Source organism: Rhizobium ruizarguesonis, from assembly GCF_012349115.1.
Lineage (GTDB): Bacteria > Pseudomonadota > Alphaproteobacteria > Rhizobiales > Rhizobiaceae > Rhizobium > Rhizobium ruizarguesonis.
The window spans coordinates 69,603-82,051 of the sequence record NZ_PQIG01000024.1 but is presented as its reverse complement, the minus strand read 5'-3'; the positions used below and the strand labels follow the sequence as shown (position 1 = coordinate 82,051).

The following is a 12,449-nucleotide window of genomic DNA, read 5'->3' as shown; positions in this document are numbered from 1 at the left end:
GCCAAGGGGTGGGAGCGGTGCCGTGAGGGGCCGCCGCGTTTCCTGCTATTTGTAGGGATCTGCCGCATCACGCAAGCCGTCTCCCAGAAAGTTGAACGCCAAAATGACAAGAACAACAGGAATGATCGGATAGAGCAGCCACGGATAGAAGGCGATGACGCTGACGCTTTTTGCCTCGGTCAGCAGAATGCCCCAGCTGGTGATCGGCGGACGAAGGCCGAGGCCGAGGAAGGAGAGCGCGGTCTCTCCAAGGATCATGCCGGGGATTGAAATCGTCGCCGAAGCAATGAGATGCGACATGAAGCCCGGCACCAGATGCCGGCCGATGATGCGCGGCGTGCTGGCGCCCATCAGCTGTGCGGCCTGGACATAATCCTCCTCGCGCAACGCCAGGAGCTTGGAGCGCACGGCACGCGCCAGCCCCGTCCAGTCGATGATGCCGAGGATGACGGTGATGCCGAAATAGATGACGATCGGGCTCCACGTCACCGGCATGATGGCGGCCAGCGCCATCCACAGCGGCAGGCTCGGCAGCGATTGCAGCACTTCGATCAGGCGCTGGACGATGAGATCGAAAATGCCGCCGCGATAACCGGCAAGGCCGCCGATGACGATGCCGAGCACGAAGCTGATCGAAATGCCGATCAGACCGATCGTCAGCGATATCCGCGCGCCGTAGAGAATGCGCGACAGCACGTCGCGACCGAGCCGGTCGGTGCCGAGCAGGAACATCTGGCCGCCGATCGCCGGGCAGACGAGGTGATAGTTCGAGGCGACAACGCCCCAGAATTTATAGGCATCGCCGCGGCAGAAGAAACGGATCGGCTGCACGTCGTTCGTCTTGTCGGTATAGACGCGGTGCAGCGTGTCGATATCGAGCGTCATGCTGCGGCCGTAGACGTAGGGACCGACGAAGCTGCCCTTGTCGAAAAAGTGGATGGTTTGTGGCGGCGCGTGGATGAAATCGACATTGCGGGTGTGCAGGCCGTAGGGCGCCAGGAACTCGACGATCAGGATCATCAGGTAGACGGCGGCGAGAAAGATGCCGGAGATCAAGGCCAGCTTGTGCTGCTTGAACTTCCACCACATCAGCTGCTTCTGCGAGGCGAGATGGATGCGCGATTGCGCCGCCGTCATGCTTTCGGTCGCACGCGGATCGAAAGGCGCGGTCGAGACGTAATGTGGAAGCGGCGCGCCGGGTGCGGGAAGGGGCGACATTATTTGGTGCTCCTGCCTTGCAGACGGATGCGGGGATCGAGGAAGCCGAGCGCGATGTCGGAGATCAGCACGCCGATGACGTTGAGGAAGGCCAGGAACATCAGGAAGGAGCCGGCGAGATACATGTCCTGGCTCTGCAGCGCCTTGATGAGCATCGGCCCCGTCGTCTCGAGCGACAGCACGATCGCGACGATCTCGGCGCCCGAGATGATCGACGGCAGGATCGAGCCGATATCGGCGACGAAGAAGTTGAGCGCCATGCGCAGCGGGTATTTGACCAGCGCCTTGAGCGGCGGCAGGCCCTTGGCGCGGGCGGTGACGACATACTGCTTCTGCATCTCGTCGAGCAAATTGGCGCGCAGCCGCCGGATCATGCCGGCGGTGCCGGCCGTGCCGACGATGATGACGGGGATCCAGAGATGGGCGAGGATCGACTGCGCCTTCGCCCAGCTCATCGGCGCCGAGATATATTGCTGGTCCATCAGATGGCCGATCGAGATGCCGAACCAGATATTGGCGAAATACATCAGGATCAGCGCCAGCATGAAGTTCGGAATGGCGATGCCCATCAGGCCGAGGAAGGTCAGCCCGTAATCACCCCAGCTGTACTGGTGCGTGGCCGAATAGATGCCGATCGGAAAGGCGATCAGCCAGGTGAGCAGGATCGTCGTGAAGGAGACGAGCATCGTCAGCCACAGACGATCGCCGACCACGTCGGAGACCGGCAGCTGGTATTCGAAGGAATAGCCGAAATCGCCGTGCAGCATGCCGCCGACCCAGTAGAAATAGCGCACGATCTCCGGCTTGTCGAAGCCGTATTGCTGGCGCATCTCCTCGATTTCCTGGAGGTTGGCGGTCTCGCCGGAGGCGCGCAGCTCGGCGATCTGGCTCTCGAAGAAGTCGCCCGGCGGCAGCTCGATGATGGTGAAGACCAGCGCTGAAATGACGAAGAGCGTCGGCACCATGGCGGCGATGCGCCAGAGAATGTATCTGAACACGCCTCAGGCCTCCTTGTACCAGAATGCATCCGGCATATAGACGCCGAGATAGGAGGTGGGATCGAAGCCGTAGAGGGCTTTCTCCGGCAGGTTTTGCAGCTTGGCGGCGCGAAGGATCGGCTGCAGCGTGCTGTTGATGAGGCCGATCGAGAACACCTGCTGCGTATAGAGCGACAGCATCTTGTGCCAGATCACCTGGCGCTCCTCGAATTTCGCCGTCGAGCCCCATTGGCTGAGCAGGTCGACCAGTTCGGCGGCCTCCGGCAGGTCGGGTGCGACGCCCTCCTGGCCAGCGGAGAGGTAGTGCATGCCCCAGAGCGGCCATTGCAGCTGATCGTCGAGTGTCGGCGCAAGGCCTGCGGGCGACATGTCGGCCGTCGGCACGCCATTGTCGAGGCCGTACCAGATCGACATCATGATCGAACCGCTCATGGCCCGGTTGCGGAAGACGTCGCGCTGCGAGGTGCGGGTATAGAGCGCCAGGCCGATATTGGCCCAGTGGTCGTGCACCAGCTCCAGCACGTCGGTGTCGAGATTGCTCTCGCCGGCGGTCTCGACGGTGATCTCGGCGCGCCGCCCGTCGGGCAGCAGCCGGATGCCGTCGTCGTCGCGTTTGGTCAAGCCGAGCTCGTCGAGCAGGCGGTTGGCCTCGTCGGGATCGAACTTCACGAAGGCGTCGGCATATTCCTGCTTGAAGAGCGGACTGTCGGGCAGGACCGTATCGGCGCTTGGCGTACCGAGGCCGTAGAAGGCCACCATGTTGACCTCGTGCCGGTCGATCGCCAGCGACAGCGCCCGGCGCAGGCGCACGTCGCGGAAGAGGCCGCGCCACACCTCGTCAGCGCAGTTGAGGTTCGGCAGCAGCGTGATGCGCGAGCCGCGCGCGAGCTTCCAGAGATTGACCTTCACCGGGAAGCGTTTCTCGGCCTCCTTCAGGAAGGTGTAGTCGTTGAAATCGATGCCGGTCGCCTGCAGGTCGGCTTCGCCTGCACCCGCCTTGGCGGCGATGATCGACGAGGAGGAGACGTTGAGGATGAAACGGTCGAGATAGGGAAGCTGCCTGCCGGTCTCGTCGACGCGGTGGAAGAACGGGTTGCGCTCGAAGACGAACTGCTCGGACGGCAGAGGCGTCGTATTGCGCCAGGGATCGAGCGTCGGCAGGTTCGGATTTTCCGGACGATAGGAACGCGCCATCTTGATGTGCAGATCCTGCCATTTCTTGACGCGGTAGGTCTTCATCAGCTCGTCCATCTTCGCCTGGTCCGGCTGGAATTTCTTGTGGAACTGCTTGAGATAATGACCAGGGCCGAAGATGACGAGCGGCTGGGGGCCTGCCAATGTCGGCAGGAACATCGGGTTGGGTTTTTCCCAGGTGTAGCGCACGGTTAGCGGATCGAGCATCTCGAAGCGTGGCAGGCTGCCATGCGGACGAAGTTCCAGCGCGCCGCCGCCGGGCGTCAGCTTGTCGTTCAAGATGACGTCTTCCCACCAGTAGCGGAAATCGTCGGCCGTGAACGGCTGGCCGTCGGACCATTTATGGCCCTCGCGCAGCGTGAAGGTGAAGACCGTGTCGTCCTCGGACTGGAAACCGGCCAGGATATCCGGCTGGAACTGCAGGTGCTTGTTGTAGCCGACCAGACGGGCATAGCCGTAGATCGTCATGAAGCGGATGTCGCGCTGGCTACCGATGATGGTGCGCACCGTGCCGCCATAGGCACCGGGTTCGAGCCCCATCTCCTTCAGGTTGACGATGCGCGGGCGGATAGGAATGCGCTCGGCCATCGGCGGCAGGCTGCCTGCTGTCAGCCGTTCCTTCAGGAATTCCGGCTCGGCGGCGAGTTGCGCCCTCACCACCGCAGGCGCGATTGCCGCACCGACGAGGCCGCTAAGAAACGTGCGACGCGTCACCATCAACGCAACTCCTTGGCATCGGCGCCCTTGCGGGCGCGCACCAGATGGCCGTCGCCGAGGTCGGCATAGGCAAGTTCGGAAGCGTCGTCATGTTCGGCAGTGAAGGTCACGCCCCAGTTCTGTTTGTCGGCGGCGCCGTTTTCTCTCAGCGCCTTGAAATCGAGCGGTCGGTCGAGATCGGGGAAGGGGACGGCGGCAAGTAGCGATTTCGTATAGGGATGCACCGGATCGCGCAGGATGATCTCGCGCGGCGCGATTTCGACGATGCGGCCCTTGCACATCACCGCGATGCGGTCGGCCATGTAATCGACGACGGCGAGGTTGTGCGAAATGAACAGATAGGTAAGCCCCAGCTCCTTCTGCAGGTCCTTCAACAGGTTGAGGATCTGTGCCTGCACGGAGACGTCCAGCGCCGAGACCGGCTCGTCGAGGATGACGAGCTTCGGCCCGAGCGCGAGCGCCCGCGCAATACCGATGCGCTGGCGCTGGCCGCCCGAAAAACTGTGCGGGTAACGGCTGAGATAACGCTTGTCGAGGCCGATTGCCGCCATCAATCCTTCGACCTTGCGCTTGCGCTCGTCACTGTCGCCGCGGTCATGGATCTCGAGCGGTTCACTCAGTATGTTGCGCACCGTCATGCGCGGCGAGAGCGAGGAAACCGGATCCTGGAACACCATCTGGATCTTGGTTCGCATGTCCTGCAGTTCGGCGCCTTTGACGGAGAGGACGTCGACGACCTCCTTGCCGTCGTTGAACACCACCGCGCCACTGTCCGGCGTGATAGCGCGCATCAGGATCTTGCTGAGCGTCGTCTTGCCGCAGCCGGACTCCCCGACCAGGCCAAGACATTCGCCGCGGAAAATGTCGAAGCTGACATCGTCGACGGCGCGCAGCACGGTGGCTTCGTGCTTGCCGAAGAAACTGCGCTTGCGCGTCTTGTAGGTCTTCGAGAGATTGGCGACGGACAGCAGGATGCCCGGCGTCTCTGCCTGGAGCGGCTTCTTCTTGCCGACGAGGGCTTCGAGATTGACCGTTACCTCGCGCAGCGCTTTCAGCCGCTCGCCGGGTTTCATGTCGAAATGCGGAACGGCGGCCATCAGGCCCTTGAGATAGGGATGCTGCGGATTGCGGAAGATCGCCTCGACGGGTCCTGCTTCCATGATCTCGCCGTGATAGATGACGACCACCTCGTCGGCCATATTGGCGACGATGCCGAGATCGTGGGTGATGAGCAGCATCGCCATGCCGAGCTTGGCCTGCAGCTCGCGCAGCAGTTCCAGGATCTGCGCCTGGATCGTCACGTCGAGCGCCGTCGTCGGCTCGTCGGCGATCAACAGCGCCGGCTTGCAGATCAGCGCCATGGCGATCATCGCGCGCTGGCGCATGCCGCCCGACAGTTCGAACGGATACATGTCGTAGGTGCGATGTGGATTGGAGAAGCCGACCAGGCCGAGCATCTCCTCGGTCCTTTCACGGGCTTCCTGCTTGTCGGTCTCGGTGTGGATCAGCAGCACTTCGCTGATCTGATTGCCGATCGTATGCAGCGGCGAGAGCGAGGTCATCGGCTCCTGGAAGATCGTCGCCATGCGCCGGCCGCGCAGGTCGCGCATTTCCTCGCTGTCGCGCGGAAAGGACAGGATATCGGTCGTGCTGCCGTCGAGCGGATCGGTAAAGAGGATACGGCCAGACGCCTTGGCCGGATTGGGCAGGATGCCCATGACCGACTGGCTGATCACCGATTTTCCGGAGCCGGATTCACCGACGAGAGCGGTGACCTTGCCCGGAAGGATACGAAGATTGGCTTCTTTTACGACGCGTAACCGGTCACCGAAAACCGAGAAGGAGACGTCGAGATTTTCAATACGCAACAGATCGGCTGCAGACGCCATACCAATGAAATTCCCCAGTCTTCTATGTTCCCGTTAAGGCACACTACCGTACCGCAAACGGGGTGTCTAGCTGATGACAATCATAGAAAAACCGCCGTCTCCCGCCGAAGTTCCCTCGGGCGAGACACGCAGATTATGGCAGGGGTTCTAAGCTGTTACTGGATGAATTTCTCCATGCTGGTGCGCTTCACCTGTTTCTTGGCGTCACGATGCAGGAGAATGACCTGCTCGGCTTCTGAAAGTCCGTTCTGCACGGCCTCGCGGAAGCTTTCGTCGACGTTGATTGCGGGTGCCGGCGCACGCGGCTGCAGCACGGTCACCTTCTGGCGGATGCCGCGCAGCTTCTCCTCGCCGAGCGTCGTCCATTCGCCGCCGCAGTAACCGGCGAAGGCCTGGCTGGCGACGACCTCGCGGCCGTATTTCTTGGTAAGGATCTGCAAACGTTGGACCTCGTTGACCGCCGAGCCGAAGGCGGAGAAGGTCAGGCGGTCCTTGAGACCGACATTGCCGAACATCACGTTGCCGACATGCAGGCCGATGCCGTAGCCGACCCTGGTCAGGCCCTTCTGCTCGCGGTCCCTGTTGAGCTCGGCGACCCGCGCCTGCGCCTGATGCACGGCCGAAAGTGCCGCCTCGCAGGCAATTTTCGATGGGTCCTTGTGGCGTCCGCACGGATAGACGGCGAGGAAACCATCGCCGAGGAAACTCAGGATCTCGCCGCCATTGCGGTTGAAGGGGGCGGCGATCGCGTCGAAGAACTGGTTCAGCGTGTCGATATAGGCCTGCCGGCCTTCCTTTTCGGCATACATGGTGGATTCGCGCATGTCGCCCATGACCAGCGCCGCCCGGATCGTCTCACCGTCGCCACGGCGGATCTGGCCGTTCAGCACCCGCTTGCCGGCGTCGCCGCCGAGATAGGTGGTCAGCATGTTGTTGGCGAGCTTGCCGAGCACCGCCATCTTGGCGGCGACCGCCAGATGGTTCTGCATCCTCAGCAGCGCATCGATCATGTCGTCGGAAAAGCCGGTATTATGGTCCGTCGACCAGGAACCCATCATGCCCTGCACCGAGCCGTCGCCGAAGGGCTGCACGAAGGCCAGATAGTCGGTGATGCTGTCCTTGCGCAGGTCCTCGAAAATCGGAAATTCGTTCGGCCCATCCTGTAACAGCCGGCGGCGGATATGCTGCAGATTGTTGTCGAGCAGGTAATAATAAGGGCTCTGCAGGAAGCGGTCCGGCTTTTGCCCGGCAGGCATGCGGAAGCCCTCGATGGTGACGCCGCTGGCGCGCCGCCAGGTGAAGCTCAGCGCATCGTAGAGCGGGTGCAGCATCGAGAAGGAAAGATGCACGCGCGCAAGTGGCAGGCCCGCAGCAGTGAGCCTTTCGCAGAAACCGCGCACGATGTTTTCAAGCTCGTCTCCGGCCAGCGAAGAGTTCGTCAGCCATTCAGCGACCCGGTCCAACAGGATGGAGGACACGCTGGATTCGATCGTGCTCATTCTCGGTATGATCCTCATAAGGCACGCCATCCCCAAGAGCCAAAAGTCCCCCGGCCGGCACATTTTCATGCGCAGGTCACAAGGAAAACAGGATGTACGAGCGGTATTATTGTGTCAACGGATCTGCCGAAAGCCCGGCAGCGGCGCCCCTCAGCTCCCCATGTCGGGGGATCGGACGGGTTGTCCTTTCGCGGTGGTTCATTATCAAAAGTCAAAATAGGGATGCTGCAAATGCGAAACAATGGGAGCTTCAATTTTTTGTGCGCCCAAGTTGCATCAAAGGGCGCGGCCTGAGTCATTTCCGCCACACCCGGTTAAGGGATTTGGACGTCAATGCCACGCGATATCCCGGCCCAGGAGATCGGCGAGAAGGTTAGGCTGAGGGCAGCCATTAGAGCAAACCGGACGGCCGTGCCGCCGGAAAGACGAGGAAGATCGGCGCCCGGGTTTAATTTGGCTGGATCATGCATTAGATCAGCCTTCTCTTCCCCGTTTGAAAGATCCCGCCTTGGCCACCTCCACCTTCGATACGCTTTTGCAGAAGATCGAAACCCGCGCGGCCCGTGCCGGCATCATCGGCCTCGGCTATGTCGGCCTGCCGCTGGCGATGGCGGTGGCGCGCAGCGGCTTTGCGGTCACCGGCTTCGACATCGATCCGGGCAAGATGGTGGCTCTCGATGCCCGCCGCTCCTATATCGACGCGGTGAGCGACGAGGCGCTGTCTGCCGAGATCGATGCGGGCCGCTTCAAGGCGACGACCGATTTCGCCGGTCTCGACGAGTGTGACGTCATCATCATCTGCGTGCCGACGCCGCTCACCAAGCATCGCGATCCCGATCTTTCCTTCGTCGAGGCGACGTCGCGCTCGATCGCCGCGCATTTGCGCCCCGGTCAGCTCGTCGTGCTGGAATCGACCACCTATCCCGGCACGACCGATGACGTGGTGAAGGTCATTCTCGAAGGCACCGGGCTGAAATCCGGCTCGGACTTCTTCGTCGGCTTTTCGCCGGAGCGCGAGGATCCCGGCAACCAGCACTATCATACCGCCACCATCCCGAAGGTCGTCGCCGGCGACGGGTCTGAGGCGCTGGCGCTGATGAAGGCCTTCTATGGTGCGGCGGTATCATCTGTCGTTCCGGTCTCTTCGAATGCGACGGCTGAAGCCGTGAAGCTTACCGAAAACATCTTCCGCTCGGTCAACATCGCCCTCGTCAACGAGCTGAAGACCGTCTATGCGGCGATGGGCATCGACGTCTGGGAAGTGATCGACGCGGCCAAGACCAAGCCCTTCGGCTACATGCCCTTCTATCCCGGCCCCGGCCTCGGCGGCCATTGCATCCCGATCGATCCCTTCTACCTCACCTGGAAATCGCGCGAATACGAGCTGCCGACCCGCTTCATCGAGCTTGCCGGCGAGATCAATTCGGCCATGCCGCGTTATGTCGTCGGCAAGCTCGCCGAAGCGCTCGATATCCGCGCCGGCAAGGCGCTGAGCCGCAGCAGGGTGCTTGTGCTCGGGCTCGCCTACAAGAAGAACGTCGCCGATATTCGCGAAAGCCCGTCGCTGCGGCTGATCGAGATCATCGAGGAGCGTGGCGGACACGCAGATTACCATGATCCCTTCGTCGCCGAGATCCCGCCGACGCGCGAATACCAGGCGCTGAAGGGCCGCAAATCGGTGCCGCTGACGCCTGATACCATTGCCGGCTACGATGCGGTGCTGGTGGCGACCGATCACGACAGGGTGGATTATGCGGCGCTGTCGAAAAGTGCGGCGCTGATTATCGACACGCGCAACGTCTTCAACCGGCTCGGGCTTGCGGCCGAACACGTCATCAAGGCGTGACAGAAACGTCACTGCATAAGTCTGCTATTCGGCAGCGCCTCGCTGTTCCGGCCTGAGGGGTTTATCCACCCCACTAAGCTCGCAATCGATTCCCATCCAATTGGCCTGCTCGCAGCTGTCAAAATGGATGGGAACAACCAGCCATATATATGCAATTACAGGGCTACATACTCAACGACGGCATTGTTCCGTCAGATTCTGGATGGTGTCTTCATGGAACTCAGCAATTGGAAAGGTGCTCCCAAAGCGGAGCGAAAAATACTGGAAGGGTCTTACGCGCGGCTAGAGCCACTGAGCGCGGATCGGCATGCACAGACTTTGTTCGAGGCGGCGGCTGCACCCGGCGCGCAAGATCGATTCAAGTATCTTTTTGACGATGCCCCTTCCGATTTCAGCGGTCTGCGGGTCTGGGCCGAGAGGGCGGAAGCCAGCGCGGACCCTCTATTCTTTGCGGTCATCGACAAGGCGACCGGCCGTGCTGAAGGCCGCCAGGCTTTAATGCGCGTGGATACGGTCCACGGCGTAATCGAGGTCGGCAATATCCTGTGGGGACCGGCGATCACACGGACGCGGACCGCAACGGAAGCACTGTTTCTTTTCGCTGACTATGTGTTCTGCCTTGGATACCGCCGCTTCGAGTGGAAGTTAGACAACGGCAACGTTCCTTCCAAGCGAGCAGCCGAGCGCTTCGGATTCTGCTTCGAGGGCATTTTCCGACAGCACATGGTCGTCAAGGGCCTCAATCGCGATACCGCATGGTATTCCATCACCGACAGGGAATGGCCGCGTCTTCGCGCCGGTTATGAGCGCTGGTTGCAATCTGACAACTTCGACAGCTCTGGACAGCAATTGAACAAGCTGGCGTTCGATCTGTGAGTGTCACGGAGTTCGCCGCATCAGCGTGGGCGGCTCAATGGCGCGCGCCGCATGTGGCGGGCTGATGCGGGCCGCTGAAGACGTGCAGAAATTCGGCACATTCACCTATGCGGCCGACGCGCCTACCGGCACCACGAGTTTGCTCGGAGCGTGCGAGACACACATTGGAAGGACTGACCCGCGAAGCACCATAATGCGGCGACCTATGTCGACCGCGTAGACGACCATGCTCCCGGCAAACAACCTCCTGCACCCAAAAGGCGCTTGCAAATCTCGCTATTAGACGACGGTGCTAGCTTGTCGCATTTCCTGGGGCGAAAGAATGTCCCATGTGTACCGCCTCCGAAGCAATGCCCGCCAGTTCACGGATGAAAAAGTCAAGGATGGTCGACGGTTTCTCGGTAGACCGCGTCGCGATGACGAAGGTGGAATGAATACGGGTTTCCTCCGGCATAAGCTGCCTGAAACGCCCTTTCTGCACCCAGCCGCGGGCATAGTGGTCCGGCAAGTATCCAAGATAGTGTCCAGACATCACGAACATTGCTTGCGCCTCCATGTTGGAGGCAATGGCCCGCGCACGTGCTTTTGGGAAAAACTGCAATTCACGCATGTTGGCGTAGGGCCGCACAACGAAATCGAAAGTCTCGACGTGTTCGATCGTCAATTCGGCTTCCGCCTGCCGGAAGAGGGGGTGCCCTTGGGCACAGTAAAGCGAATGGATTTCTTCCCGGAACCGCGAGAGCTTCAGACCCTGATAGGGTTGCGTTTCCGGTAGCAATGCTATGTCCAGACCGCCATTGGCAATTTCCGAAAGAAGCGCGTCCGGAGTGTCTATTGCCAGTTCAACGCGCGCTTCGGGCGCCCGTTCGCTGATACGGGCGATCACCCGGTGGATAGGTAGGTCGCTGTCGGTAATGGTATTATCAACGAGGCCGAGCCTTAGAGTGCCGGTAATGCGGTTTTTGAGTGCACCGATGTCGCTCTCGAAGGCATTGAGTGCCAGAAAAAGCCCTTTTGAACGCTCATGCACGATAGCACCACGGTCCGTCAGTTCAAAACCCGAGCGGCCACGCTGGCAGAGCTTGAAACCCAGACGATCTTCCAGCGCCTTGATGTGGAAACTGACCGCCGACTGACTAAGGCCCAGCGCGATCTGTGCACCGAGAAAACTCTTATGGTCAACGACCGCCCGAAACACGGTCAATGACCTGAGGTCGGATTGGGCGAGCAGCATCCGCGCATCCTTACATTAATAATCTTGATGTAAACTCCACATATTTCCTATTTTTCTGTAGCATTGTCCATGCTTCCTTGTCTTCGGAGACCACGAAACGGTCCCGGAAAAACAGGGGAACAGGACTATGAAAGTCATTCGGAATTCGAAAAGCCTTCTGATCTGCGCCGCATTTGCCATCGCGTTGGCCGCACCCGTCGCTTCGGCCGCCGAGCTACTCGAAAAAATCAAAACGGATAAGGTCTTCACTGTCGCTACCGAAGCGCGCTTCGCGCCGTTCGAATTTGTCGAGGACAGCAAGATTGTCGGCTATTCCGCAGATATCATGGCAGAGATCATGAAGGCTCTGCCCGGTGTCGAACTGAAGCGGCTCGACCTGCCTTGGCAGGGCATCCTCCCGGGTCTAGCCGCCAGTCGGTTCGATTATGTCGTGACCTCCGTCACGGTCACGCCGGAACGCATGAAGGCTTATCATCTGTCCGCACCGATCGCCGATGCCACAATGGCTGTGCTGAAGCGCAAGGGTGATACCGACATTGCCAAGCCGGAAGACATTGCCGGCAAACCGGTCGGTTCACAGGCAGGTTCGGCCCAGCTTGCCGCGCTTGAAAAATTCGCGGGCGAACTGAAGGCAGGTGGCAAAGGCGACGCCACGATTTCCACCTACACCGACTTTTCCGAAGCCTATGCAGACCTTGGGACCGGTCGCATCAAAGCTGTCATCAACTCGCTGCCAAACCTGCTCGAAGCAGCACGTCAGCGTCCCGATGTATTCGAGGTGGTGCTGCCGACCTTTGGTGCAAAAACCTATTTCTCATGGGCTGGCCGTAACGATGCCCAAAGCGCCTCGCTGAATGCGCTGATGGACGCCGAACTGGTCAAGCTGAACACATCCGGCAAACTGGGCGAGCTACAGAAGAAGTGGTTCGGCGCGACGATGGAACTGCCGGAAAAGCTGGCAGTTAGCGAGTAAGATCC

General features: G+C 60.6%; 9 protein-coding genes and 1 pseudogene. 4 read left to right on the top strand and 6 right to left on the bottom strand.

Annotated elements, in window-relative coordinates:
* Positions 1-45: 45 nt before the first annotated feature.
* From C3Y91_RS03870 to C3Y91_RS03850, 5 genes are all read right to left on the bottom strand, one after another.
* Positions 46-1,218, bottom strand: a complete 1,173-nt coding sequence (locus C3Y91_RS03870) for an ABC transporter permease (RefSeq protein WP_027690037.1) — start codon at positions 1,216-1,218, stop codon at positions 46-48.
* Positions 1,218-2,216: an ABC transporter permease gene (locus C3Y91_RS03865; protein WP_018071534.1), complete on the bottom strand. Its 999-nt coding sequence runs from the start codon at positions 2,214-2,216 to the stop codon at positions 1,218-1,220. The genes C3Y91_RS03870 and C3Y91_RS03865 overlap by 1 nt, the downstream gene beginning before the upstream one ends.
* 3 nt (positions 2,217-2,219) lie before the next feature.
* Positions 2,220-4,127, bottom strand: a complete 1,908-nt coding sequence (locus tag C3Y91_RS03860; RefSeq protein WP_168575027.1) for an ABC transporter substrate-binding protein — start codon at positions 4,125-4,127, stop codon at positions 2,220-2,222.
* Positions 4,127-6,016 (bottom strand): ABC transporter ATP-binding protein, encoded by a 1,890-nt coding sequence (locus tag C3Y91_RS03855; protein ID WP_075224641.1) that lies wholly within the window; start codon positions 6,014-6,016, stop codon positions 4,127-4,129. The genes C3Y91_RS03860 and C3Y91_RS03855 overlap by 1 nt, the downstream gene beginning before the upstream one ends.
* A gap of 155 nt (positions 6,017-6,171) precedes the next feature.
* Positions 6,172-7,515 carry an adenylate/guanylate cyclase domain-containing protein gene (locus C3Y91_RS03850; protein WP_024321672.1) on the bottom strand — a complete coding sequence of 448 codons (1,344 nt, stop codon included), beginning with the start codon at positions 7,513-7,515 and terminating at the stop codon, positions 6,172-6,174.
* A gap of 508 nt (positions 7,516-8,023) precedes the next feature.
* Here C3Y91_RS03850 and C3Y91_RS03845 point away from each other — a divergent pair.
* The 3 genes and pseudogenes from C3Y91_RS03845 to C3Y91_RS37735 all read left to right on the top strand — a co-directional run.
* Entirely contained in the window at positions 8,024-9,361 is a 1,338-nt protein-coding gene (locus tag C3Y91_RS03845; protein WP_024321671.1) for a nucleotide sugar dehydrogenase, read from the top strand.
* Between the two features lie 213 nt (positions 9,362-9,574).
* The gene (locus C3Y91_RS03840) at positions 9,575-10,237 is read left to right on the top strand and encodes a GNAT family N-acetyltransferase (protein ID WP_026170864.1); all 663 of its coding nucleotides are present in this window, start codon (positions 9,575-9,577) and stop codon (positions 10,235-10,237) included.
* A gap of 7 nt (positions 10,238-10,244) precedes the next feature.
* A pseudogene (locus C3Y91_RS37735) lies at positions 10,245-10,457 on the top strand (hypothetical protein); the annotation flags it as partial.
* A gap of 72 nt (positions 10,458-10,529) precedes the next feature.
* Here the strand turns inward: C3Y91_RS37735 and C3Y91_RS03835 are convergent.
* On the bottom strand, positions 10,530-11,471 hold the full coding sequence (locus C3Y91_RS03835) for a LysR family transcriptional regulator (protein WP_018071528.1): 942 nt from the start codon (positions 11,469-11,471) through the stop codon (positions 10,530-10,532).
* 127 nt (positions 11,472-11,598) lie between these two features.
* On the opposite strand from C3Y91_RS03835, the gene C3Y91_RS03830 reads away from it, so the two are divergent.
* Positions 11,599-12,444, top strand: a complete 846-nt coding sequence (locus C3Y91_RS03830) for a transporter substrate-binding domain-containing protein (protein ID WP_075224644.1) — start codon at positions 11,599-11,601, stop codon at positions 12,442-12,444.
* The last annotated feature ends 5 nt before the right edge of the window (positions 12,445-12,449 follow it).

Bases quoted from the DNA above. Each gene is read 5' to 3' on its own strand.
- C3Y91_RS03870 (WP_027690037.1), bottom strand. From the start codon at position 1,218: ATGTCGCCCCTTCCCGCACCCGGCGCGCCGCTTCCACATTACGTCTCG.
- C3Y91_RS03840 (WP_026170864.1), top strand. From the start codon at position 9,575: ATGGAACTCAGCAATTGGAAAGGTGCTCCCAAAGCGGAGCGAAAAATA.
- C3Y91_RS03850 (WP_024321672.1), bottom strand. From the start codon at position 7,515: ATGAGCACGATCGAATCCAGCGTGTCCTCCATCCTGTTGGACCGGGTC.
- C3Y91_RS03830 (WP_075224644.1), top strand. From the start codon at position 11,599: ATGAAAGTCATTCGGAATTCGAAAAGCCTTCTGATCTGCGCCGCATTT.
- C3Y91_RS03835 (WP_018071528.1), bottom strand. From the start codon at position 11,471: ATGCTGCTCGCCCAATCCGACCTCAGGTCATTGACCGTGTTTCGGGCG.
- C3Y91_RS03855 (WP_075224641.1), bottom strand. From the start codon at position 6,016: ATGGCGTCTGCAGCCGATCTGTTGCGTATTGAAAATCTCGACGTCTCC.
- C3Y91_RS03860 (WP_168575027.1), bottom strand. From the start codon at position 4,127: ATGGTGACGCGTCGCACGTTTCTTAGCGGCCTCGTCGGTGCGGCAATC.